The sequence below is a fragment of the Nocardia brasiliensis NBRC 14402 genome, from assembly GCF_000308475.2.
Taxonomy (GTDB): Bacteria; Actinomycetota; Actinomycetes; order Mycobacteriales; family Mycobacteriaceae; genus Nocardia; species Nocardia brasiliensis.
In genome coordinates this window covers 1-22,151 of record NZ_BAFT02000077.1, presented here as the reverse complement: position 1 = coordinate 22,151, position 22,151 = coordinate 1, and the positions used below count along the sequence as shown (strand labels likewise).

Here is a 22,151-nt window from a genome sequence, read left to right as displayed (position 1 = left end):
GACGACCGCGGCCGCCGGGCGCTTTGCCCGAAGATGCGGTTACCGTCACCGCGTCCGCGTGGCCGGGTACACCGCCTCGAACAGCTCGCGCAGTTGCGCCGCGGTGATCTCCGCGCCGGTCGCGTCGACGTGCGCCTGCACATGCCGGGCGAACTCGATCTGCCGGTGCCGCGGCAGGTCGATACCGTATTCGGTCTGCAACAGATACGCGATACCGCCCTTGCCCGACTGCGAGTTGACCCGGATCACGGCCTCGTAGCTGCGGCCGAGATCGGCCGGATCGATCGGCAGGTACGGCACCTGCCAATCCGCTTCGCGCTCCGGGATTCCCGCCTGCTCCGCGCGCGCCTGATGCGCCGCCATGCCCTTCTTGATCGCGTCCTGATGGGTGCCGGAGAACGCGGTGTGCACCAGTTCGCCCACGTACGGGTGGCGTTCGGGCACCCGCATGCGCGTGCAGTGTTCGACGGTCGCCCGGATTTCGCCGATATCGGAGAAGTCGATCATCGGATCGACGCCCTGTGCATACAGATTCAGCGCCAGCGTGGCGAGATCGACGTTGCCGGTGCGTTCGCCGTTGCCGAAGACACAGCCCTCCACGCGTTGCGCGCCGGCCAGCACCGCGAGTTCGGCGGCGGCGACGCCGGTGCCGCGGTCGTTGTGCGGATGCACGGACAGGATGACGCTGTCCCGGCGGGCCAGGTGGCGATGCATGTATTCGATCTGGTCCGCGTACACGTTGGGGGTCGCGACCTCCACTGTCGCAGGCAGATTCAGGGTCACCGGCCGCTGCGGGGTGGCATCCCACAGCGTGGTCATCCGATCGCACAGGTCCAGCACATAGTCGGGTTCGGTCAGGTTGAACACCTCGGGCGAGAACTGGAACCGGACGTGCGGCAGGTCGGCCGCGAATTCCAGGACGTCCCGCCCACCGGCCAGGATCAGCTCGCGCAACGCGGCACGATCCTTGCCCAGCACCGTGTTTCGCCAGGCGGGCGCGGTCGCGGTGTACATGTGGATCACGACATCGCGCAGGCGGCGGACGGACTCGACGGTGCGCTCGATCAAATCCCTTCGGGCGGGGGTGAATACGACGACGGTCACGTCGTCGGGCACCAGGTCGGACTCGGCGAGCAGCCGGACGAAATCGAAATCGGCCCGCGAGGCGGACGGGTAGCCGACCTCGATCTCCTTGTAGCCCATGGCGACCAGCAGTTCGAAGAAGCGGCGCTTGCGCGCCGGATCCATCGGTTCGGCCAGCGCCTGGTTGCCGTCGCGCAGGTCCACCGGCACCCACAGCGGCGCCGCGGTGATCCGCGCCGCGGGCCAAGCACGCTGGGTGTGGGGCACTTCCACGCGATCGTAGACGTCACGGTAACGGTGGAACGGCATCTGCGAGTGCCGCTGCCGATTCCAGGCGGGGGCGGATTCCGGTACGGCACCCTGCGGGGTGTTGATCATGATGCGGTCTGCTTTCTGGCCGGACGGCCGTCACGAACGAGGTGACCGGCCACGACAGAGCCCCACGGCGGGGGGCCGGTCGGTCAGGCCCCGCCGTGGCGGCTAAGCAGAAGCATGGTGCGCATGATGGGTAGACTATACACAACTCCTCAGACAAGTAGAGAGGTTGCGATGGTCTCGCAGGTACGCAGGCACCCGCTCGCCGCCCAAGCGGCCGAGCTGCTGCTGACCCGGATCAAAGCGGGCGAATGGCCACTGGGACACCGGCTTCCAGGGGAAACCACCCTGGCCGCGCAGCTCGGTGTCGGCCGTTCGACGCTGCGTGAAGCGATCCGCGAGCTGGCCGGCAAAGGCGTGCTCGACAGCCGTCAAGGGGCCGGGGTGTTCGTCACGGCGCTGGACGCGAAACAGGACTGGGACATCGTGCTGCGCCGGGCCACCATCGCCTCGGTCATCGAGGCGCGCATCGCCATCGAGGCCGAGGCCGCCGCGCTGGCCGCGCACCGCCGGACCCGGGCCGACCTGCGCATTCTGCGCACTACGCTGGCCGCGCGGGCGGCGCACGGGGAGCCGGTCGCCGAGCACGTGGACGCGGACATGGCCTTCCACCGCGCCGTGCTCGTCGCCGCGCACAACGAGGTGCTCGTCCAGCTGTTCGACACCTTCCTCCCCCGGCTGCGGCTCGCGATGATCGACATGCTGACCATCCGGCCCGTCCCGTCCGAGCCCGCCGACCACGCGGCGCACGAACAGCTGGTCGAGGCGATCGTCGCCCGAAATGCCACGGCGGCAGCGGAATTCAGCCGCACCCATCTGACGAGCCTGAAGGAGGCCTTCCAGTGACCGATGCGCCGGTGCTCGAACTGACCGACGTGACCTTCCGCCGCGAGGGCAAGAAGATCATCAACGGCATCTCGATGACCGTGCACGCGGGCGAGCACTGGGCGCTGCTCGGCCCGAACGGCGCGGGCAAGAGCACTCTGCTCGGCTTCTGCGGTGCCGTCACCTTTCCGACGACGGGCACCGTGCGGGTGCTCGGTCAGCAGCTCGGCCGCGTCGAACTCCAGCGACTGCGCCATTCGATCGGCCATGTGAATCCGCGCCATCCGCTGCAGTACCCGCTGACCATCCGCGAGGTGGTGCTCACCGGCCTAACCGCGACCATCGACACCCCGATGCGCTGGACGCCGACCCCGGAGCAGCTGGCTCGCGCTGAGGCGATGATCCACACCGTGGGACTCACCGGGAAGGCCGACGAGATCTGGCCGACGCTGTCCCAAGGGGAACGCGGACGCACCCTGATCGCCCGCGCGCTCATCGCCGAACCTCGGTTGCTGCTGTTCGACGAACCGTCCACCGGCCTGGATCTCGCCGCGCGCGAACAGCTCCTGGAAACCCTCGACACGCTGGGCGACACGCACCCCGACGTCGCCTCGATCCTGGTCACCCACCACCTCGAAGAACTCCCCACCAGCACCACGCACGCCATGCTCATCGCCGACGGCCACACCGTCGCCGCGGGCCCGGCCACCCAGACCCTCACCACCGAGACTGTCACCGCCGCCTTCGCCCATCCGGTCGAGGTCCGCTACGACGGCCGCTGGACCGCCCGCGCCGCCCACGCCGGCCCCGACTGGCCCAGCTGACTCCTCGACCGCAGTCGGGGGGTGCACGCTGTCCGGCCGAGCTGACTTCGGGGGATGTTTGCGGAAGAATTTTCGGGGAGGTGTCGATTCGGGGGGTGGCCGTTCGATGCAGTGAGGTGAGGGTCGGCCGATCCTGACGACGACGAGCAAAGGACGCGCTATGCGCTACATGATGTTGATCCGTCTCGACCCGAGCGCCTCGCCCGAACCGGACGAGGCGTTGATGGAGCAGGTCGGCAAGGTGATCGAGGAGATGACCAAGGCGGGCGTGCTGCTCGACACCAACGGCCTGCATCCGATCGCCGAGGCCACCCGGATCACCCAGGCCGGCGGCAAGCAGACGGTGCTCGACGGACCGTTCACCGAGACCAAGGAGATCGTCGGCGGGTACTGCATCCTGCAGACCAAGTCGAAAGACGAAGCGGTGGAATGGACCTCGCGGTTCCTTGGCGCACACGGGCCGGAATGGGAGATCGAGGTCGAGCTCCGGCAGATCGCGGAGCAGGGCTGAGCGAGCACCGCGGATGAGCCCCGACCGGTCGCCGGAGCAGGCCCGTCGCGCCGTGGAAACGGTGTGGCGGATGGAGTGGCCTCGGCTGGTCGCGGGGCTCACCCGCGTGGTCGGCGATATCGACGTCGCCGAGGAGCTGGCACAGGACGCGCTGGTCGCCGCGCTGGAACAGTGGCCGCGCGACGGGGTGCCGCCGAACCCGGGCGGCTGGCTGATGCTCACCGCGAAACACCGCGCGATAGACCGGATCCGGCGCAACCAGACCTTCGCCCGCAAGCTGGCCCTGCTCGGCCACGATCTGCTGAGTGCGCCGGAGCCGATCGAACAGGCCGAAGCCGTCGAGGACGACCTGCTGCGCATGATGTTCACGGCCTGTCATCCGGTGGTGCCGGAGCAGGGTCGCGTGGCGTTGACCTTGCGATTGCTGGGCGGGTTGACCACCGGAGAGATCGCGCGCGCCTTCGTGGTACCCGAATCGACGGTGGCCCAGCGCATCGTCCGGGCCAAACGCACCATCGCGGCACGCGCCCTGCCGTACGAGGTGCCCGGGGCCGACGAACTCGCCGACCGGCTCGATTCGGTCCTCGCGGTGGTCTATCTGATCTTCAACGAGGGGTATGCGGCGACCGCGGGCGAGGATTGGGTGCGCGTCGAATTGTGCCAGGACGCATTGCGTTTGGCGCGCATGCTGGCCGAGCTGCTGCCGGGTGAACCCGAGACACACGGGTTGGTCGCACTGCTCGAATTGCAAGGCTCCCGGCTACCGGCGCGCACGGGCCCGGCGAAAGACGTTGTGCTGCTGGCCGATCAGGATCGGTCGCGCTGGGACCGGCTGCTGATCCGGCGCGGTTACGCGGCACTCGGCCGAGCGAATACGGTCGCGCGGGAGCGCGGACTGCCGCCGGGCCGCTACGCCTTGCAGGCGGCGATCGCCGCGGTACACGCCATGGCGCCCATACCGGAGGAGACCGACTGGCGGCGCGTCGCCGGACTGTATGCCGTTCTGGCCGAACGCTTCCCGTCCCCCATCGTCGAACTGAACCGCGCCGTCGCCGTCGGCAAGGTGCACGGCCCCGCCGCCGCCCTCGACCTGGTGGACGCCCTCGTCGCCGTGGGCGCCCTCGACGCCTACCACCTGCGCAGCGCTGTCCGCGGCGACCTGCTCGCCCAACTGGGCCGTCGAGCCGAAGCCCACGCCGAATTCACCCGCGCCGCAGGCCTCACCGCCAACCGCGCCGAACAATCACTCCTGCGCGCCCGCGCCGCCGAGTGCGCGTCCGACGACCGGCGCGACAGCGGCGATCAGTAACCGTTGGGCAAGCCGCCGATGATGCGGGGTAGTTCGATGGTGTCGTCGTCGCGGCGGGCGGCGTGGGCTTGCGCCAGTTTCTCCAGGAACGCTTCCGCGGAGCCGAAGCGGGCGGCGACCTGCGCCAACAGCTCCTCCGCCGGTTTCATGAAGTCCATACCGATCAGCATGACCGGTTCGGCGACCACCGTGACCATCGTTCGCCCACAGTTTGCCCAAATGTCGCGCGACAGCAAGGCCCTGCGGCTTTCTGCTATCGCCGCGCCACATGCAGCACACTTGTTCATGCGCGCCGAATGGGCTGCCAGGTAGGTGTCGCGTCGGTGGCGAGGAAGTTGCCGACGAGGCGGTAGACCTCGGCGGGCTTCTCGACGATCAGCAGATGCGACGTGCCGGGCACGATCGCCAGTTCGGACTCGGGGATCGCCCGGTAGAGGGCGATCGTGTGCTCCAGGCTCATCGCGTCGTCGTCGGCGGCGATGACGAGGGTGCGTGCGGCGATCCCACCGAGGTCCTCGACCGTCAGCGTGGGCTCGGCGTTGGCCATCCGGAACAGCTTTTCGGCGACGACCGGGAAATGGTCCACGCCGTCCGGGGAGACCTCGCCGTAGCGAGCGGCCAAGCGCTGCATGGGTTCTTCGTGCGCGAAGCCGTCGAGCACACCGGGCAGCAGGCCGTGGTGGTGGAAGTTGCCGCTGATCGACACAAGTTTGCGGACGAGATCCGGCCTGCGCAGCGCGACCAGCAGCGCGACGACCGCGCCGTCGCTGTAACCGACCAAGTGGACAGGACCGCCGATCACCGCGTCCAGGAACGCGATGGTGTCCTGGGCCATCAGGTCATACGAGATCGGCCCGGCCACATCGGGGGTCCGGCCGTGCCCGCGCCGATCGGTCCGGAACACCCGGAACTGTTCGGCGAGAACAGCAACCGCCGCATCGAACGATCGCGAATCCACGAACCCGCCGTGCAGCAGCAACACCGGCTCACCATCGCCGGTCACGTCATACCAGGCCCGAACCTCGCCGAGCTGAACATCTTTCGCCATGCCGACGATCATCCTCGATGGGCGTGACACGTTTTCGGGCGGTGCGCGAGGTCATACCGCCGCCTCGATGCGGCGAAGCAGCTGACGCATCACCAGACGGTGGCCGCCGCTGCCGATCACCAGGGCGCGGTAGATCTTGCCGTGCAGCCCAGGGAAATTCGCCAGGGATTTGGCGCGGATTCGGGTGCGGTTCGCGTCCTGCTCGTCGAGTTCGAAGATCAGGGCGTAGCGGGAGAACCAGTGCTGTCCGCTCAGGGCCAGCTTGCTCGGGGCCTCGGCGCCGTCGAGCACGAAACCGGCGGGGACCGTCGCCGCGTCCGCCGGGTCTTTGCAGACTACTTTCAGTAGTGCCTGCCAGACCCGGTCGCGGTTCGCGTCGATCGATCTGGCATGCTCGTCAATATAGGATAAACGCTCCATATAGAAGGAACGTACTAGTAGATGGCTCCGCCCCGCAAGCACGACACCGACGTGATCCTCGACGCAGCCCGCGCCCTCGTCCTCGCCGACGGGCCGCGCGCCGCCAGCGTGGCCGCGATCGCCGACGCCAGCGGTGCGCCGGTCGGCACGCTGTACCACCGCTTCGGCAACCGCAACGGCGTGCTCACCGCGGCGTGGCTGCGGGCGCTCACGCGCTTCCAAACCGGTGTGCTCACCGCCGCGGAGCACTCCGATCCGGTCGAGGCGGGCGTCGCCATGGTGCGCGCCGCACTCGACTTCGGTCGCGAATTACCCGATGACGCAAAGCTTCTGCTCAACCTGCGCCCCAGCGATCTGCTGGACGGCGGCCCCGACGAGGAATTCCGCGCTCGGCTGGCCGAGATGAACGCGCCGTTGCTCGACCACCTGCGGCGCATCGCCACCGGCGCCTTCGGCCGGGCGGGCCACCGCGAGATAGACGCGGTCAGCCGCGCCGTGGTCGATCTCCCCTACGCCGCCCTGCGTCGGCACGCACACAATCCCGAGTTGCCGGACTGGCTGGACACCGACCTGCCCGCGGCCGCTCGGACGTTGCTCACCACACCGTTACCCGGGCCGTCCTCGGACTGAGCCCGCGCACGGCTACGCCGCGCCGCCGACCAGCTCGGGCGTCAGCTGGGAGAGGTCATCGATCACGTGCGCGGCCAGGGCGAGCGCATCGTCGGCCGGTGGGTATTCGGGGCGCGGCGCGGCGATCACCCGCAGGCCCGCGGCGTGGGCGGAGCGCATGCCGTTGCTCGAATCCTCCACCGCCGCACAGTCGGCCGGACGCTGCCGGAGCAGGCCGGCCACCGCCAGGTAGACATCGGGAGCGGGTTTGCCGCGGTCGACCTCTTCGGTGGACAGGGTGCCCGTGAAGAACTCGATCAGTCCGGTGCGCCCCAGCACCACGTCGATCAGAGACCGCGGGGACGAGCTAGCCACGCCGAGCGGCCACTGCTCGCTCATCCGCTGCACGGCGTCGATCGCGCCGGGCAGCAGCGGCACCGCACGGTCGTAGTGCGCCACCATCTGGTCGATGACGTCGCGCGCCACGGTCTCCGGCGATTCGCCGACGCCGAGATCGGCACTGAGGTATTCCGACCATTCCCGGGTGCTCATCCCCATCAGCCGCTGCTGGGTATCGGGCAGCCATCGCCCGCCCTTGTCCGCGACGTAGGCGCGGCGCACCTGCTCCCACACCGGCTCGGAGTCGATCAGCACGCCGTCCATGTCGAAGACAACCGCCGTAATACCCATCTACCCTTAGCCTTTCGCCGCCGGACCGATCCACCCGCCGGGCGACCGGCCTGTCCCGGCCGGCGCCGTCCACCGCGGACCAGCCTAGGCCACGCAACCCGCCGAGCACCTGCGGCGCGAGCATTCCGACGGCAACCTATAACGTGTTCCTTATGAACGAAGAGCAGGCCGGTGCCTCGCTGCCGAGCAAAGAGCATCACGAGGGCGCGTTCCGGCCGATGACCGAGCTGATCAACGCGCGCGAAGAGCAGGGCGCCGATATCGAGCGCGGCGGACCGCACTACGGGGAGTTCGTCGAACAGGTGCGCGGGTTGATGGACCGCGTGCGTCTGGCCTGCCCGTCCGACGAACTCGCGGTGGAGACGATCGGCCTGCTCAAGGAACTCAACGACAAGCTCGACGCGGCCCGGGTGGACGAGTGGTCCACGCCGAACTGGACCCGCCACGATCTGCCCGCCCGCGGCAACATCACGCTGCCGCCCTACGTCATCGATCACGCGGGTAAGGACGGCGTGGACGCGCGCGTCACGTTCCGGACCTTCCACCTGGGCGGCAACAGTGCCGCACACGGCGGCCACATCGCACTCAGCTTCGACGACCTGCTCGGCATGGCCGCCGCGGTGCACGCCCGCGCGGTGACCCGCACGGCGTCGCTGACCATCGACTACCGCTCGATCACGCCGCTGAACACCGAACTGCAGGTGCACGCCTGGGCCGAGCGGCAAGAGGGGCGCAAGGTCTACGTCCGCGCCACGCTGCACGACGGTGAACGCCTCTGCGCCGAGGCGCACGGCCTGTTCATCGTGTTGAAGCCCGGTCAGCCGTAGCAACACCGCCGCCACCGTCCCGGAAGACGGTGGCGGCGTGCTGGATTCAGGCCTTCGGGAAATGTTCGGCCCGGTAATCGGCGAACCGGGCGTCGACCTGTTCGGCCGTCAGGCCGAAATCCTCGAGCGTGTACCGATGCACCGGACGTGCTGCGCCGGAGGTACTTTCGGCGTGCAGCGCGGTCATCGCCGCGGTGGCCTGCGCGGTCAGCGGCAGGTCGAAATGCCGGTAGATTCCGGCGACCGTGCCGATCGGGTCCGCGACGAAATCGTCGTAGTACACATCGCAGAACTGAGCGGCGTTGTGCCGCTGACGATCCGCCAGGAAACGGTCGGCCCCGCGGGCCCAGAGATCGAGCTGCGCGGCGCCCACCACCGGACCGCGGAACTTGTCCGACCACCCGGCCGAGGCCTGTTCGTTGAGACTGCACACCGAGGCGATGATGGTGCGCGGATCGCGGTGCATCTGAATGATCAGCGCGTCCGGATACACCTCGAAGATGGCGTCGAGGGCGAACAGGTGGCTCGGGTTCTTCAGCACCCAGCGCCGTCCGGCATCCGGCAGCCCGATCAACTGCAGGTTGCGGCGGTGCCTGCGGTAAGCCGGGGTCCAGTCCTGCTCACGCAGCCATTCCGAGTAGGTCGGCAGATAGCCCAGGCACTCGTAGGACACCGACATCGCCGACTGCCGCAGCAGCTGCCAGCACTCCTCCACCTGTTCGGCCGAAATATGGTGCACCCCCATGAATTCCGGGTGTTCGACGTGGTGCTTCTCGAAGGCCGCCTCGATCCGCTGATAGACCGGGTTGCTCGCCCAGGTGTCCCGGGGCGGGCGCGGCTGCGGCATTTCGGTCAGCCACATCTCCAGGCCCTGATGCGCCGGATCGGCGTTGAGCAGCCGGTGCACGGCCGTCGTCCCCGACCGCGGCAGACCGGTCACGAAGACCGGACGCTCGATGGCGACCTCGGCGTGTTCGGGAAAGCGTTGCCACGCCGACTCGCTGAGCAGCCGGGCGATCAGCGCCCCGCGCAGGAACGCGCGATTCACCTTGTTGCCGAACGGGGTCAGCTCCGCGTCCTTGGCGTAGGACGCCAGCAGAACCTCGAGTCCCGCGCGGTAGTCGTCGGCACCGAAATCGTCCAGCCCGACGACCTTGGTCGCCGAGGCGTGCAGATCGTCGATGGTGCCGACGTCGTCCCTACCGATCACTTCATCTCCTCTGTATCGCCACGAGTCTGTGTTGCCGCGCATCCGGCTAGTGGTGGTACTCGCCGCCGTTGACGTCCAGGCACGCACCGGTGATCGCCCGCGCCATCGCCGAGGCGAAGAACACGACCGCGTCGGCGATCTCGTCGGGCTCGGGCAGCTTGCGCAGGTCGATCGTCTTCGCCGTCTCGGCATAAACCTCGTCGGCGGTGATGCCGCGCTGCTCGGCGAGATAGTTGAAGTACCACTTCAGGTTGTCGGCCCAGATATAGCCCGGGGCGATGGTATTCACCCGGATGCCGCGCGGGCCGAGCTCGGTGGCCAGGCTCTGGGCCAGCGCGAGCAGGCTCGCCTTGGCCATCTTGTAGGGGCCGAAGGTGCGCCGCGAATGCCGCAGCACCGCCGAGTTGATCATCACCACCGAGCCCTTCGACTCGGCCAGCGCAGGCACGAACAGTCGCGTCAAGCGCAGTGCCGCAAGCACATTCGTCTCGAAGCCGGCGCGCACCTGGTCCAGGTCGACCTCGGCGAGGTCGGCGATCGGCGGAATGGCGAAGGCGTTGTTCACCAGCGTGTCCACCCGGCCGAACGCGCTCTGTGCCGTCTCGACCAGATTGATCGCGGCCGCCTCGTCGTTGATGTCGGTGGGCACCACGACCGCGCGCCTGCCGAGCTCGGTGATCTCCTTGGCCACCTCGGTGAGCCGCGATTCGGTCCGGGACGCGAGCACCACGTCGGCGCCGGCCTTCGCGCTCTGCACCGCGATGGAACGGCCGAGCCCGGGACCGATACCGGAAACGACGACAACTTTGTCCTGCAACAACATCAGCCGAGCATCCTTTCCGCGACCGCGGCCTGCCGGGCCGCGATTCGTGCGCGCCATTCGTCCGGCGTGACGCGCGCCTGGTCATAGAACGGAAGCCGTTGTCCCAGTTCGGCGACCGGGACCACCTCCACCGTCGGGCCGTCCTCCGGCTTCATCTCCCGGGACAGCCGCTGCCACCGGAATTGGAGGTAGCCACGGTCGTGCCCGGTGCGTTCGATCCAGTTGGCCAGCCCGGGATCCCGCTCGCTGACCACGAGGCGGATCATGCCGTCCGGGTCCACCCGCGCCTGGTCGGCGGTGAGGCTGGTCTGGTGGTTGATGTAGTCCAGCGACAGGTACCACATGCTGCCGAGCTGGAAACCCTGATACGGCGCATCGGATTTCGGCACCGTGATGATCATCGCCTGTTCGTCGCTCAACTCGTAGTGCCCGGCCGAGGAGAACTGGGTGGTGAGACCGCCCGGCGTGGAACGCGGTTCGGTCATCGTGTTCACCGGCAGGTTCAGATAGAACCATTCGGGGAAGGCGAGGAAGGTCTGCAGGCGCGAGATCAGCATCTTCCCCGCCACGCCGTAGCGTTTGGTCAGCAGATCTCTGGTCAGCGGCGGCGGGGCGTCGCCGATGCCGTCGACCCGGGCGATCCGCACGGTGCCCGGGCGCTCGTTGCCCCAGTCGCTGTAGACCTCACGGATCACCAGCATGGCGGAGTCCGCCGCAAGGTGGACGTAGCCGGGACGCGCGGGACCGGGGCCGAGCCGCAGTTCGTAGGACCCGTCCGGCGCCACCTCGAGCGCCCGGTCGTCGAAGGCGGTGAGGCTGTCCGGCACGTCCACCGGGGAATAGTTCCCGTTCAGCACCTGAAAGCTCAGATCCCTTGTGGTGCCGCGCTTTCCGGTGACCACGTACTCGGCGTCCGGGCGCAGGTAGGAGTGGAAGTAGAGCGTGTCCGGATTGTCCAGACCCATTTTCGTGTACGGCCCGGTGGACTGGACGAAGAACGGGAAGTCCCGCTCGTAGGCCCAGGCCATCTGCAGGGCCGCGCGAATGCTGCCCGCCAGGTAGTCGTAGCCCTCGACGAGGTCCTGCTCGGTCCGGATGTGCGCGGCTCCGGTGATGATCTGCTCGGCGGCGGCGATGGCGTCCGCGAACGGCTGTGTCAGCAAAAGGCTCTCCGTTGAATCACACGCTGTGGTGTTCCAAATATGTACCGCTCTGGTACATTTCCTCTCAGCTGAGATTAGAACGTGTTCTAGGAGTGGTCAATGGTCGGCCGTAGATCCGCACCGACGGTGCGCGTGGTGCAGGTGCTGGATTTCTTCGTCGAACAGCGCGGCAAGCGCTTCGGCCTGTCCGAACTCGCCCGCACGCTCGACCTGGCGAAACCCACCTGCCTCGGCATTCTCACCGAGCTCACCGCGGGCGGCTACCTGGTGCGCGATGCCGATGCCCGGACCTACGGCCTCGGCCCCGCGCTCATCGCCGCCGGCCGGGTCGCGCAGGACAGCTTCGCGATCTCCGCGCTGGCCCGGACGGAACTGGAACGGCTCACCGCCGAATACCGCACGACCTGCACCGCATCGGCCGTGGTCGGCGACCGGATCATGGTGCTGGAGAGCACCGGTCCCGGGATGGTCAAGGTCGGCGCCGCCTACCATTTCGCGCCACCCGTCGGGCTGATGTACGTGCTGTGGGATACCGACGCGGCGTTCGACGCGTGGCTGACCCAACCGCCGACCGTGCCGCTACAGCAGGACGAGGCACGATTGCGCCAGGTGGTCGCCGAGTGCCGCGAGCGCGGCTACCTGGTGGAGAGCCTGACCGCTGCGGGCCGCAGGCTGTATTCCTTGCTGGCTGGGTTCGCGGCTCGCGATCTACCCGATGAACTGCGGGAATTGGTGGGCGAGCTGGTGACCAGCCTGGGCGAGCGGGTGTACCTGGGCACCGATCTGCGACCGCGCAAGGAGCATCCGGTGAGCCTGCTCGCCGCCCCGACCTACGGCGGCGACGGCAGGCAGAACATGGTGCTCACGATGTACGTTGGTAAGTCCATCACGGGTGCCGAAATCGACAGGCGCGGAACGGCTCTCATCGCCGCCGCGGACGCCGTCACGGCCGCCTCGGGTGGCCGGCAGCCGTCCGCCCGACCGGCATCGCACGGTTGACGCCTACGCACCCATTGCCAATAACCGAAACGTGTTCTAGTTTTGCGATGTGAGCCAGTACGCGAAGTCGACGGCGAGCACCTACGAGCTGCCTCATCTGGACGCGCTCGAGGCCGAGTCGGCACACATTTTCCGAGAAGTAGCGGCGACCTTCGAGCGACCGGTGCTGCTGTTCTCCGGCGGCAAGGACTCGGTGGTGATGCTGCACCTCGCGGCGAAGGCCTTCTGGCCCGCGCCGCTGCCGTTCCCGGTGCTGCACATCGACACCGGGCACAATTTCGACGAGGTGATCGCCTACCGCGACGAGACGGTCACGCGGCTGGGGTTGCGCCTCGTCGTCGGCCGGGTGCAGGACGATATCGACGCGGGCCGGGTCACCGAGGAGACCGGCCCGCGCGCCTCGCGCAACCGATTGCAGACCGCGACGCTGTTGCGCTCGATCAAGGAGGGCGGCTTCGACGCCGTCTTCGGCGGCGCGCGCCGCGACGAGGAGAAGGCGCGCGCCAAGGAGCGCGTGTTCAGCTTCCGCGACGAATACGGCCAGTGGGACCCGCGCAGTCAGCGACCCGAGCTGTGGAACCTCTACAACGGCAAACACCGTGCGGGCGAACATATTCGAGTGTTCCCGCTGTCGAACTGGACCGAGCTCGACATCTGGACCTATATCGCCGCGGAGGGCATCGACCTGCCGCCGCTCTACTACGCGCACCGCAGGCCGGTGGTGCAGCGCGACGGAATGCTGCTGGCGCACACCAGGTTCCTGCAACTACTGGACGGTGAGCAGCCTTTCGAGACCACGGTGCGGTTCCGCACGGTCGGCGACGCCACCTGCACCGGCTGCGTCGAATCCAGCGCGGCCACCCCCGCCGAGGTGGTCACCGAGGTGGCCGCCGCCCGGGTCACCGAGCGCGGCGCCACCCGCGCCGACGACCGGATCTCCGAAGCGGGCATGGAAGATCGCAAACGAGAGGGCTACTTCTGATGACCGCCACCCTGCTGCGCCTCGCCACCGCGGGCAGCGTCGACGACGGCAAGTCCACCCTCATCGGCCGGCTGTTGTTCGACTCCAAGACGATCTTCACCGACCAGCTCGCCGCCGTCGAGCGCACCAGCCGCGACCGCGGCGACGACTACCCGAACCTCGCGCTGCTCACCGACGGGCTGCGCGCGGAACGGGAACAGGGCATCACCATCGACGTGGCGCACCGCTATTTCGCCACGCCCCGACGGAAATTCATCATCGCCGACACCCCCGGCCACATCCAGTACACCAGGAACATGGTGACCGGGGCGTCCACCGCCGATCTCGCGCTGATCCTGGTCGACGCGCGCAAGGGGGTGGTCGAGCAGACCCGCAGGCACGCCTTCCTGGCCGGCCTGCTCGGCATTCCGCACCTGGTGCTCTGCGTCAACAAGATGGACCTGGTGGACTGGTCGCAGGCCCGGTTCGAGGAGATCCGCACCGAATTCGCCCAGTTCGCCTCGAAATTGGACGTCTCCGACCTGACCTTCGTACCGATGTCCGCGCTGCACGGCGAGAACATCGTGCACCGCGGCGCGAGCATGCCGTGGTACGAGGGCACGCCCCTGCTGCACCACCTCGAGGAGGTGCACATCGCCTCCGACCGCAACCTCATCGACGCGCGCTTCCCGGTGCAGTACGTGACCCGCAGGCACGCCCAGGATTTCCGCGGTTACGCGGGCACGGTCGCGGGCGGTGTCTTCAAGCCCGGCGACGAAGTGGCAGTGCTGCCTTCGGGATTGACGAGCACCGTGGCCGCGATCTGGGGGCCGGGCGGCACGCCCGTCGCGGAAGCGTTTCCGCCGCAGGCGGTCACGATCCAGCTCGCCGACGAGATCGATGTCTCGCGCGGTGACATGATCTGCCGTCCGAACAACCGGCCGATCGCGGGGCGCGACCTCGACGCGATGGTGTGCTGGTTCGCCGACGACAGTCAGCTCTCCCCCGGCGCGACCTACACCATCCGGCACACCACCCGCACCGCCACCGCCGAGGTGCGCAGCCTCGACTACCGGCTCGATGTGAATACGCTGCACCGCGACGAGAGCCCGGAATCGTTATCGCTCAACGAGATAGGCCGAGTCCAGCTGCGCACCCGGCAACCGCTGCTGTTCGACCCGTATCGGCGCAATCGGTTCACCGGCAGCTTCATCCTGGTCGACGACACCACCAACAACACCGTCGCCGCGGGCATGATCACCGGTCCGACCCTGCCGTCGTCGCGGGTCGTCTGGCATTCGACCGCGGTCGGCCGGGACGAGCGCGCGACGCGGGGCCTGACGGTCTGGCTGACCGGCCTGTCCGGTTCCGGAAAGTCCACTGTCGCAGTGGAACTCGAACGTCGCCTGGTCGCCGCGGGACGCCCCGCCTTCCTGCTCGACGGGGACAACCTGCGTCACGGGCTGAACGTCGATCTCGGCTTCAGCGCCGCCGACCGGGTCGAGAACGTCCGCCGCGTCGGCGAAGTCGCCCGGCTGTTCGCCGACGCCGGTGTGGTGGCGGTGGTCTCGCTGATCAGTCCGTACCGCGCCGACCGCGACCGGGTCCGTGCCGCGCACCTCGCGGCGGGCATACCGTTCGTCGAGGTCTTCGTCGATACGCCGCTGGAGGTCTGCGAAGCCCGTGACCCGAAAGGCATGTACGCCAAGGCCCGTGCAGGCGAGATCAGCGGCTTCACCGGTATCGACGATCCGTACGAGGCGCCCACCGACGCCGAACTCGTGCTGCGCCCGGACCACGGTGACCCCGCCGCCATGGCGGCCACCATCCTCGCGCGGTTGTCGCGTCTGGACTGAGTGTGAGCGCTGCGGTCACGGTTACTCGAGCGCGACGGTCATTGGCCGCGTGCCGAGTCCGACCTACGGTCGGGGCACCGACCGGACGGGCGGGGGTTCGGCCGTGGCCGCATGCCCGCGTCGAGGACGACAGAGAGCGGAGACATGGGACCACTGCACGGAGTCAAAGTCATCGAGATCGCCAGCCTCGCACCGGGTCCGTTCGGGGCGATGATCCTGGCCGATCTCGGCGCGGAGGTGCTGCGGGTGGACCGCGGCGGCAAACCCGGCGAGGGCATCGTCTCGCCGGAGGGTCCGCTGGACCGCGGCAAGCACAGCATCACTCTCGATCTCAAGAACCCCGACGATCGGGACACGCTGCTCGCGCTGGCCGAACACGCGGACGTGCTGATCGAAGGGTTCCGTCCGGGCGTCACCGAGCGCCTCGGCATCGGCCCCGCCGAGCTGGCCGCGCGCAACCCGCGCCTGATCTACGGCCGGATGACCGGTTGGGGCCAGGAGGGTCCGCTGGCGCGCACCGCGGGCCACGATATCGACTACATCGCCGTCTCCGGCGCGCTCGGACTGGTCGGGCGCGCGGGCGAGGCGCCGGTACCGCCCGCGAACATGCTCGGCGACTACGCGGGCGGCGGTCTGCTACTCGCGCTCGGCGTGCTCGGCGCGCTGTATGAACGGGAGCGCTCCGGCCGGGGCCAGGTGATCGATGCGGCCATGGTCGACGGCGCCGCGCTGTTCACCGCGTCCATGCACGGCCTGCACCACCTCGGGCTCTGGAACTTTCCGCGCGGGGAGAACATGCTCGACGGCGGCGCGCCGTTCTACGACACCTACGAATGCGCCGACGGGGAGTACCTCGCGGTCGGCTGCGTCGAGATCCCGTTCTACAACCAGATGCTCGCGATCCTCGGCATCGACGATCCCGAACTGCCGTTCCAGCTGGACAAGAACGGCTGGCCGCAGCTCAAAGAGGTACTCGGCGCCAAGTTCAAGGAGCGCACCCGCGACGAGTGGACCGAGCTGTTCACCGGTTCCGACGCCTGCGTGGCCCCCGTGCTCAGCCCCTGGGAAGCCCACGAGCACCCGCACAACGTGGCCCGTAACGCCTTCATCACGGTGAACGGCGTCCGGCAACCCGCGCCCGCACCACGCTTCGACCGCACGCCCACCAATGCCCCGGCGCCGCTCTCCGCCGACCCGCAGCAGGTGCGAAAGCTGCTGTCCGGCTGGGGTGTTCCCACCGACGAGCTGGATCGCCTCAGCACCTGAGGCTACGATTTCCGGTAAGCGGACCAGGCCGCACCGTAAGATACAGTAGATTGCACATGTCTCGAAAGGATGGGTGATGCGGTCTACGCTGCTTTCCCGGCGCGATCTCGACTTCCTGCTGTACGAGTGGCTGCATGTCGAGGAGCTGACCAAACGCGGGCGGTACGCGGATCATTCGCGCGAGACCTTCGATGCGGTGCTGGACCTGAGCGAGCAGCTGGCGACCAAGTACTTCGCGCCGCACAACAAGCTCAACGACGCGCACGAGCCGACCTTCGACGGCGAGCGCGTCACCCTCATCCCCGAGGTCGGCGTGGCGCTCGACGCCTTCGCCAAAGCCGGATTGCCCGCCGTGGCAATGGATTACGAATTCGGCGGCGGGCAGCTGCCGGTGACCGTCGCGCAGGCGAGCTACGCGTGGTTCCAGGCGGCCAACCCCGGCACCGCGGGCTACTCGTTCCTCACCGTCGCCAACGCCAATCTGCTGCTCGCCCACGCCGGCCCCGCGCTCGCCGAACGATTCGTGCGGCCGATGCTGGAGGGCCGGTTCTTCGGCACGATGTGCCTGTCCGAACCGCAGGCCGGGTCCTCGCTGGCCGATATCGTGACCCGCGCCGAGCCGCGCGAGGACGGCACCTATCGGCTGTTCGGCACCAAGATGTGGATCTCCGGCGGCGACCACGAGCTCGGCGAGAACATCGTGCACCTGGTGCTCGCGAAGATCCCCGGCGGCCCGGCGGGCACGAAGGGCATCTCGCTGTTCGTCGTGCCGCGCTTCCTGGTCGGCGAAGACGGCGCGCTCGGCGAACGCAACGATGTGGCGCTCGCCGGACTCAACCACAAGATGGGTTTCCGCGGCACCGTCAACACCGTGCTCAACTTCGGCGAGGGCAAGTGGACGCCCGCGGGTGCACCCGGCGCGATCGGCTACTTGGTCGGCGAGCCGCACCGCGGTCTGAGCTACATGTTCCACATGATGAACGAGGCGCGGATCGGCGTCGGCCTGGTCGCGACGGCGCTCGGCTACACCGGATACCTGGAGTCGCTGGACTACGCGCGCACCCGCGCCCAGGGCCGTGCGAAGCTGCCCGCCGACCCCACCGCCCCGCAGCGGCCGATCGTCGAGCACGCCGACGTCAAACGAATGCTGCTGGCACAGAAGGCGTATACCGAAGGCGCGCTGGGCCTCGTGCTTTACTGCGCGCGACTGGTCGACGAACAGCGCACCGCCGATTCCGACGAGGAGCGCCAGGCGCTCACCCTGCTGCTCGACATCCTCACCCCGATCGCGAAGAGCTGGCCGTCGCAGTGGTGCCTGGAGGCGAACAACCTCGCGATCCAGGTGCTCGGCGGTTACGGCTACACCCGCGAATACAACGTCGAGCAGCACTACCGGGACAACCGGCTGAATCCGATCCACGAGGGCACCCACGGCATCCAGGGCTTGGATCTGCTGGGGCGCAAGGTCACTCAGCAGGGCGGCGCCAGCCTGCTCGCGCTCGGCGGCCGGGTGCAGGCCACGGTCACGGCGGCGCAGGCCGTCGGCGGCGAGGCGGCCGAGCTTGCCGCGCAATTGGATTCGGCGTGGCAGCGGCTGGTCGAGGTGACCGCGGGCCTGTTCGCCTCGGGCGATTTCGAGGCCGCGCTGGCCAACAGCTCGGTCTATCTCGAGGCGTTCGGCCACATCGTGCTGGCCTGGATCTGGTTGGAGCAACTGCTGGCCGCCGGCGCGCACACCGGCGACTTCTACGACGGCAAGCGGCACGCGGCCCGGTTCTTCTACCGTTTCGAGCTGCCCAAGACCGGACCGGCGCTGGATCTGCTCGCCCGGCTCGACACCACCACGCTGGACATGCGCGACGCCTGGTTCTGAGCACAACCGGTTAGGTACACAAATGGAAGGATGTACCATATTCCGATGACCTCCTCCAGCCAGCGGACCACCCGCCCGCCCGGACGACCGGCGTCCGCGACCAGGGCGGAGGTCATCGATCTCGCCCGCCGCGCGTTCCTGGCCGGCGAGCGGGTCGACATTCAGGCGATCGCCGCGCAACTCGGGCTGAGCCGCGCCTCGATCTACCGCTGGTTCGGTTCCCGCGAGGGCGTGCTCGGCACGGTGCTCGCGGGCGAGTTCGAGGCGCTGCTCACCCGGGCCGACGCGCGCAGGCGTTCGGCCGGGGCGCGGCGCATCCTCGATGTGCTGTATCGGGTGAACCGCTGGATGACCGACAACGAGCCGTTCCGGCGGTATTTCGAGAACGAGCCGCTGGCCGGGTTGCGCATTCTCACCGCGAGCGACGGACCGGTGCAGCCGCTGGTGGTTGCGACGGTGCGCGAACTGATCGCGCGCGCCGAACGCGAGGACGACTACCGCCCGCCGCTCGAACCGGATCTGCTGGCCTACGCGCTGGTGCGGCTCGGCGAGGCCTTCCTCTACAACGACAATGTGGCGGGCATCAGCGGCGACGTCGATCGCCTGCACGAGGTGCAGGCCGCGCTGCTCGGCATCCCGGAGGCGATCACCAGACCGCGTACGGATCGCTGACGTGCCCACGAATTCTTTACTGCACCAGCGCTTCCCAGAGTTAGCCGACACCCTGCCGTATTTGCGCCTCGGTACCGCCCCGACCCCGATCCGGCCCTTCGACGTCGGCACCGGAGTTCGGCTGTGGTGCAAGGACGACGGCGCCTACGGCGACGGCGGATGGGGCGGCAACAAGGTCCGCAAACTGGAATGGCTGCTGCCCGAAGCCCATCGGCGCGGCGCGCGCACTATTCTCACCGTCGGCGGCACCGGTACCAACTGGGGCCTGGCCACCGCACTCTACGGCCGCGCCCACGGCGTCGGCACCGTGCTCGCACTCGTCGACCAGCCGGTGGACGAGCACGTCCGGGCGCAACTCGAGCGTTTGGCGAATTCCGGTGCGACACTGCATTTCACACACACACCAAACGACAGACCCTGCTCCGGGCGCCGTGGTTGTATCTGCGACATGCGCTCGGCCGCAAGCGACCGTACTTCTTGCCGGTGGGCGGCTCGTCCCCGATCGGGGCGCTCGGCTACGTCGAAGGCGCGCTCGAACTCGCCGCCCAGATCGACGCCGGGATCCTCGCCGAACCCAGCCATATCGTGACGGCGGTCGGATCCGGAGGCACCGCAGCGGGACTGGCGCTCGGGCTGCGGCTCGCCGGATTGCGCACGCGGGTGGTCGGCGTCGTCGTCAACGACTCGCTACCGCTCGACGCCGCGCACATCGTCGGTCTGGCCCGGCGGGCCGAGCGCCTTTTGCGTTCACGCGGAGCGCGATTCGCGCCGACCGGGCTGCGGCCTGCCGACGTGACGATGACGACGGACTGGCTCGGCCCCGGCTACGGTCACCCCACCCCCGCCGCGGCGGCGGCCGCGAGCCGCGCCGCGCACGACGGGCTCCGGCTCGAGCCGGTCTACACCGCCAAGGCCTTGGCCGCCCTGCTGCATCTGGACACCGCGGGCGAGTTCGGGACCGGGCCGGTGCTGTTCCTCAATACCTACGGCCCTCGATGATCCGCCGCATTCGAATCGTGTTCATCGCCTTCACCGCAACGCTGGCTCCGGGCGCTGACGCAGCCCACCGCGTTACCGCGGATCGCACCGGTCGCCACGGAATCGGGCTGTCCGCCTTCAGATCTACGCAAGCAGGGTAAGCCGATCATTTCGCGACCGGTGCGAGCAGGCTCTCGACGAGGGTGTCCACCAGCTGGCGCGGAATACCAGCGCCGGTCATGGCGCGATAGACGAGCGGCCCGATGAGGGCGTCGAGCACCGCGTCCGGGCCGAGCACGGGCGCGATCTCCCCAGCCTCGACGGCGCGGGCGAGCAGGTCACGCTCGGCGGCCCGGCGCGGACCCAGATAACGCGCCTGAACTCGCTCGGCCGTGCCCGGATCGTGCTGGGCCTGAGCGAGGAGCGCGAGCAGCACCTTGCCCGCCGGATCGCGGGCGACGAAACGCGCGAAATCGCGCAGATACGCCCGAATGCCCGCGGCCGTCGGCTTTTCCACCGGCACCGGACAGTGCTTGGCACTGTCCTCGAGGAGCGTGTCGAGCAGGATCTCGACCTTGGACGGCCACCAGCGATAGATCGTCTGCTTGGCGACGCCCGCCCGGCGCGCGATGGCCTCGACGGTCAGCGCCGCGAAGCCGTGTTCGACGAGCAGATCGTCGGCGGCGTGCAGCACGGCCAGGCGCGCGGCTTCGTCGCGCTGGTTGCCGGAGCGCACCCTGCGGATCGGCGATTTCGCGTCGGGCATGCCCGACACCCTATCGGCCCGCTCGGATGTGCAGACTCGCTCCGCCTGCTACTGGCTAGACGCAACGTCCAGTCTAGACAAATTGCTTTATTGCCAAGGAGTAACCCATGTCCGACACCACCCCGCACGCCCTCGTCCTCGGCGCCGCCCGCGGCCTGGGCCTCGTCCTCGCCGGCGAACTCGTCCGCCGCGGCCGCCGGGTGGTCGCCACCACCCGCAGCACCGGCGGCGAACTGGCGGCGCTCGCGCAGACCTCGCAGGGGCGCTTGCGGATCGAGACAGTGGAGATGACCAGTCAGGAGCAGCTCGCCGCGCTGCGCGCGCGCCTGGCCGGCTGCCCTCTCGATCTACTGTTCGTCAATGCCGCGATCGACCGCGGCGATCTGCCGATCAGCGCGGTTTCCACCGAGATGTTCACCGAGGTGATGATCACCAACGCGCTCAGCCCATTGCGCGCGATCGAAGCGTTGCGCGACCTCGTCGTGCCCGGTGGCACCGTCGCGGTCATGTCCTCCGAGCAGGGCAGCATCTCGCAGAACACCGAGGACGGCTACGAGCTGTACAAGGCGAGCAAAGCCGCGCTGAACCAGCTGATGCGCAGCTACGCCACCCGCAACGCCGACGACGGGCACACGAAGCTGCTCATCGATCCCGGACACAATCGCACCGAACTCGGCGGACCCGACGCGCCGCTCAGCCCGCAGGAAAGCATCCCGGCCGTGGTGGACGTGCTCGACGCTCGAGCCGGTGCGCCCGGATTGCAATTCCTGGATCGGCACGGCGTGACCGTCCCCTGGTGACGCGGGGCAGCTGACGAGCCGACGGCCCCGATGCGCCGGCGGGCAGTCGCTACCGTGGAGGCGTGCCCCTGCCGAACTGGCTCGACCTCGCTGTACTGGCCGCGACCGGACTGGCCGCCGTGCTCGGTTGGCGCCGCGGCGCGCTCGCCGCGGTGATCGGTGTGCTCTGCGTCGTCGCGGGCGCGGTGGCGGGTGCGTTCGTCGCGGCGGCGACGCTGGCCCAGCTGACGCCGGGCCCGACCCGGCTGCTGATCGTCCTGTGC

At 68.8% G+C, this 22,151-nt stretch carries 22 protein-coding genes and 3 pseudogenes; 16 read left to right on the top strand and 9 right to left on the bottom strand.

The features are described 5' to 3' along the window. Nucleotides 1-66: 66 nt before the first annotated feature. Nucleotides 67-1,392 (bottom strand): annotated as a pseudogene (locus tag TY25_RS27760) (2-isopropylmalate synthase); the annotation flags it as partial. Between the two features lie 240 nt (nucleotides 1,393-1,632). Here TY25_RS27760 and TY25_RS27755 point away from each other — a divergent pair. The 4 genes from TY25_RS27755 (at nucleotide 1,633) to TY25_RS27740 (ending at nucleotide 4,927) form a co-directional block, all read left to right on the top strand. After that, nucleotides 1,633-2,304 carry a FadR/GntR family transcriptional regulator gene (locus tag TY25_RS27755; RefSeq protein ID WP_042260876.1) on the top strand — a complete coding sequence of 224 codons (672 nt, stop codon included), beginning with the start codon at nucleotides 1,633-1,635 and terminating at the stop codon, nucleotides 2,302-2,304. Beyond that, nucleotides 2,301-3,107 carry an ABC transporter ATP-binding protein gene (locus TY25_RS27750; RefSeq protein WP_042260875.1) on the top strand — a complete coding sequence of 269 codons (807 nt, stop codon included), beginning with the start codon at nucleotides 2,301-2,303 and terminating at the stop codon, nucleotides 3,105-3,107. Before TY25_RS27755 ends, TY25_RS27750 begins: the two co-directional genes overlap by 4 nt. 160 nt (nucleotides 3,108-3,267) lie before the next feature. Then, nucleotides 3,268-3,618 (top strand): YciI family protein, encoded by a 351-nt coding sequence (locus tag TY25_RS27745; protein ID WP_042260873.1) that lies wholly within the window; start codon nucleotides 3,268-3,270, stop codon nucleotides 3,616-3,618. A 13-nt stretch (nucleotides 3,619-3,631) separates the two neighbouring features. Continuing rightward, on the top strand, nucleotides 3,632-4,927 hold the full coding sequence (locus TY25_RS27740; RefSeq protein WP_042260871.1) for an RNA polymerase sigma factor: 1,296 nt from the start codon (nucleotides 3,632-3,634) through the stop codon (nucleotides 4,925-4,927). Here the strand turns inward: TY25_RS27740 and TY25_RS27735 are convergent. The 3 genes from TY25_RS27735 to TY25_RS27725 all read right to left on the bottom strand — a co-directional run bounded on the left by TY25_RS27735 (nucleotide 4,921) and on the right by TY25_RS27725 (nucleotide 6,395). Next, complete coding sequence (locus TY25_RS27735) at nucleotides 4,921-5,115, bottom strand: hypothetical protein (protein WP_147296710.1); 195 nt, start codon at nucleotides 5,113-5,115, stop codon at nucleotides 4,921-4,923. The two genes, TY25_RS27740 and TY25_RS27735, sit on opposite strands and share 7 nt — an antisense overlap. Nucleotides 5,116-5,210: 95 nt before the next feature. After that, the gene (locus tag TY25_RS27730) at nucleotides 5,211-5,975 is read right to left on the bottom strand and encodes an alpha/beta fold hydrolase (protein ID WP_226887379.1); all 765 of its coding nucleotides are present in this window, start codon (nucleotides 5,973-5,975) and stop codon (nucleotides 5,211-5,213) included. A gap of 51 nt (nucleotides 5,976-6,026) precedes the next feature. Next, nucleotides 6,027-6,395 (bottom strand): hypothetical protein, encoded by a 369-nt coding sequence (locus TY25_RS27725; RefSeq protein WP_042260865.1) that lies wholly within the window; start codon nucleotides 6,393-6,395, stop codon nucleotides 6,027-6,029. 21 nt (nucleotides 6,396-6,416) lie between these two features. On the opposite strand from TY25_RS27725, the gene TY25_RS27720 reads away from it, so the two are divergent. Further along, nucleotides 6,417-7,025, top strand: a complete 609-nt coding sequence (locus TY25_RS27720; RefSeq protein ID WP_042260863.1) for a TetR/AcrR family transcriptional regulator — start codon at nucleotides 6,417-6,419, stop codon at nucleotides 7,023-7,025. A gap of 12 nt (nucleotides 7,026-7,037) precedes the next feature. Here TY25_RS27720 and TY25_RS27715 read toward each other — a convergent pair whose 3' ends face one another. Next, a complete protein-coding gene (locus TY25_RS27715; RefSeq protein ID WP_042260862.1) occupies nucleotides 7,038-7,694 on the bottom strand; it encodes an HAD family hydrolase in 657 nt (218 codons plus the stop codon). Between the two features lie 152 nt (nucleotides 7,695-7,846). Here TY25_RS27715 and TY25_RS27710 point away from each other — a divergent pair, with 152 nt between their 5' ends. Beyond that, nucleotides 7,847-8,521: a PaaI family thioesterase gene (locus tag TY25_RS27710; protein WP_029892355.1), complete on the top strand. Its 675-nt coding sequence runs from the start codon at nucleotides 7,847-7,849 to the stop codon at nucleotides 8,519-8,521. 46 nt (nucleotides 8,522-8,567) lie between these two features. Here TY25_RS27710 and TY25_RS27705 read toward each other — a convergent pair whose 3' ends face one another. From TY25_RS27705 to TY25_RS27695, 3 genes are read right to left on the bottom strand one after another with little or no spacing between them, the layout of a single operon-like run. Then, nucleotides 8,568-9,773 (bottom strand): sulfotransferase family protein, encoded by a 1,206-nt coding sequence (locus tag TY25_RS27705; protein ID WP_042260860.1) that lies wholly within the window; start codon nucleotides 9,771-9,773, stop codon nucleotides 8,568-8,570. A gap of 4 nt (nucleotides 9,774-9,777) precedes the next feature. After that, complete coding sequence (locus TY25_RS27700; RefSeq protein ID WP_014984279.1) at nucleotides 9,778-10,554, bottom strand: SDR family oxidoreductase; 777 nt, start codon at nucleotides 10,552-10,554, stop codon at nucleotides 9,778-9,780. After that, nucleotides 10,554-11,717, bottom strand: coding sequence for a hypothetical protein (locus tag TY25_RS27695; RefSeq protein ID WP_042260858.1), 1,164 nt, complete (start codon nucleotides 11,715-11,717; stop codon nucleotides 10,554-10,556). The genes TY25_RS27700 and TY25_RS27695 overlap by 1 nt, the downstream gene beginning before the upstream one ends. Nucleotides 11,718-11,816: 99 nt before the next feature. Here TY25_RS27695 and TY25_RS27690 point away from each other — a divergent pair, with 99 nt between their 5' ends. From TY25_RS27690 to TY25_RS44505, 8 genes and pseudogenes are all read left to right on the top strand, one after another. Continuing rightward, nucleotides 11,817-12,716, top strand: a complete 900-nt coding sequence (locus tag TY25_RS27690; protein WP_042260856.1) for a helix-turn-helix domain-containing protein — start codon at nucleotides 11,817-11,819, stop codon at nucleotides 12,714-12,716. A 49-nt stretch (nucleotides 12,717-12,765) separates the two neighbouring features. Next, nucleotides 12,766-13,698 carry a sulfate adenylyltransferase subunit CysD gene (cysD, locus tag TY25_RS27685; protein ID WP_042260853.1) on the top strand — a complete coding sequence of 311 codons (933 nt, stop codon included), beginning with the start codon at nucleotides 12,766-12,768 and terminating at the stop codon, nucleotides 13,696-13,698. Next, complete coding sequence (cysC, locus tag TY25_RS27680) at nucleotides 13,698-15,533, top strand: adenylyl-sulfate kinase (RefSeq protein WP_042260851.1); 1,836 nt, start codon at nucleotides 13,698-13,700, stop codon at nucleotides 15,531-15,533. The genes cysD and cysC overlap by 1 nt, the downstream gene beginning before the upstream one ends. A gap of 144 nt (nucleotides 15,534-15,677) precedes the next feature. Then, a complete protein-coding gene (locus tag TY25_RS27675; protein WP_042260849.1) occupies nucleotides 15,678-16,799 on the top strand; it encodes a CaiB/BaiF CoA transferase family protein in 1,122 nt (373 codons plus the stop codon). A gap of 76 nt (nucleotides 16,800-16,875) precedes the next feature. Next, the gene (locus TY25_RS27670; RefSeq protein ID WP_042260847.1) at nucleotides 16,876-18,672 is read left to right on the top strand and encodes an acyl-CoA dehydrogenase; all 1,797 of its coding nucleotides are present in this window, start codon (nucleotides 16,876-16,878) and stop codon (nucleotides 18,670-18,672) included. A 45-nt stretch (nucleotides 18,673-18,717) separates the two neighbouring features. Further along, nucleotides 18,718-19,344 carry a TetR/AcrR family transcriptional regulator gene (locus TY25_RS27665; RefSeq protein ID WP_042260902.1) on the top strand — a complete coding sequence of 209 codons (627 nt, stop codon included), beginning with the start codon at nucleotides 18,718-18,720 and terminating at the stop codon, nucleotides 19,342-19,344. Further along, a pseudogene (locus TY25_RS44510) lies at nucleotides 19,244-19,681 on the top strand (hypothetical protein); the annotation flags it as partial. The gene TY25_RS27665 and the pseudogene TY25_RS44510, both read left to right, overlap by 101 nt. Before the next feature lie 98 nt (nucleotides 19,682-19,779). Then, nucleotides 19,780-20,343, top strand: a complete 564-nt coding sequence (locus TY25_RS44505; RefSeq protein ID WP_256656768.1) for a pyridoxal-phosphate dependent enzyme — start codon at nucleotides 19,780-19,782, stop codon at nucleotides 20,341-20,343. Nucleotides 20,344-20,488: 145 nt separating this feature from the next. Here TY25_RS44505 and TY25_RS27655 read toward each other — a convergent pair whose 3' ends face one another. After that, on the bottom strand, nucleotides 20,489-21,088 hold the full coding sequence (locus TY25_RS27655) for a TetR/AcrR family transcriptional regulator (protein ID WP_042260846.1): 600 nt from the start codon (nucleotides 21,086-21,088) through the stop codon (nucleotides 20,489-20,491). A 107-nt stretch (nucleotides 21,089-21,195) separates the two neighbouring features. Between TY25_RS27655 and TY25_RS27650 the strand changes: the two genes are divergently transcribed. Both TY25_RS27650 and TY25_RS27645 read left to right on the top strand, forming a co-directional pair. Next, nucleotides 21,196-21,888, top strand: a complete 693-nt coding sequence (locus TY25_RS27650) for an SDR family NAD(P)-dependent oxidoreductase (protein ID WP_042260844.1) — start codon at nucleotides 21,196-21,198, stop codon at nucleotides 21,886-21,888. Between the two features lie 62 nt (nucleotides 21,889-21,950). After that, nucleotides 21,951-22,151, top strand: a pseudogene (locus TY25_RS27645) (serine protease); the annotation flags it as partial.

What these genes read in the sequence shown, in the direction of transcription:
- TY25_RS27705 (WP_042260860.1), bottom strand. Translation starts at nt 9,773, where the DNA reads ATGCGCGGCAACACAGACTCGTGGCGATACAGAGGAGATGAAGTGATC.
- TY25_RS27655 (WP_042260846.1), bottom strand. Translation starts at nt 21,088, where the DNA reads ATGCCCGACGCGAAATCGCCGATCCGCAGGGTGCGCTCCGGCAACCAG.
- TY25_RS27755 (WP_042260876.1), top strand. Translation starts at nt 1,633, where the DNA reads ATGGTCTCGCAGGTACGCAGGCACCCGCTCGCCGCCCAAGCGGCCGAG.
- TY25_RS27670 (WP_042260847.1), top strand. Translation starts at nt 16,876, where the DNA reads ATGCGGTCTACGCTGCTTTCCCGGCGCGATCTCGACTTCCTGCTGTAC.
- TY25_RS27730 (WP_226887379.1), bottom strand. Translation starts at nt 5,975, where the DNA reads ATGGCGAAAGATGTTCAGCTCGGCGAGGTTCGGGCCTGGTATGACGTG.
- TY25_RS27745 (WP_042260873.1), top strand. Translation starts at nt 3,268, where the DNA reads ATGCGCTACATGATGTTGATCCGTCTCGACCCGAGCGCCTCGCCCGAA.
- TY25_RS27715 (WP_042260862.1), bottom strand. Translation starts at nt 7,694, where the DNA reads ATGGGTATTACGGCGGTTGTCTTCGACATGGACGGCGTGCTGATCGAC.
- TY25_RS27700 (WP_014984279.1), bottom strand. Translation starts at nt 10,554, where the DNA reads ATGTTGTTGCAGGACAAAGTTGTCGTCGTTTCCGGTATCGGTCCCGGG.
- TY25_RS27650 (WP_042260844.1), top strand. Translation starts at nt 21,196, where the DNA reads ATGTCCGACACCACCCCGCACGCCCTCGTCCTCGGCGCCGCCCGCGGC.
- TY25_RS27720 (WP_042260863.1), top strand. Translation starts at nt 6,417, where the DNA reads ATGGCTCCGCCCCGCAAGCACGACACCGACGTGATCCTCGACGCAGCC.
- TY25_RS27740 (WP_042260871.1), top strand. Translation starts at nt 3,632, where the DNA reads ATGAGCCCCGACCGGTCGCCGGAGCAGGCCCGTCGCGCCGTGGAAACG.
- TY25_RS27675 (WP_042260849.1), top strand. Translation starts at nt 15,678, where the DNA reads ATGGGACCACTGCACGGAGTCAAAGTCATCGAGATCGCCAGCCTCGCA.
- cysC (WP_042260851.1), top strand. Translation starts at nt 13,698, where the DNA reads ATGACCGCCACCCTGCTGCGCCTCGCCACCGCGGGCAGCGTCGACGAC.
- TY25_RS27665 (WP_042260902.1), top strand. Translation starts at nt 18,718, where the DNA reads ATGACCTCCTCCAGCCAGCGGACCACCCGCCCGCCCGGACGACCGGCG.
- TY25_RS27690 (WP_042260856.1), top strand. Translation starts at nt 11,817, where the DNA reads ATGGTCGGCCGTAGATCCGCACCGACGGTGCGCGTGGTGCAGGTGCTG.
- TY25_RS27710 (WP_029892355.1), top strand. Translation starts at nt 7,847, where the DNA reads ATGAACGAAGAGCAGGCCGGTGCCTCGCTGCCGAGCAAAGAGCATCAC.
- TY25_RS27725 (WP_042260865.1), bottom strand. Translation starts at nt 6,395, where the DNA reads ATGGAGCGTTTATCCTATATTGACGAGCATGCCAGATCGATCGACGCG.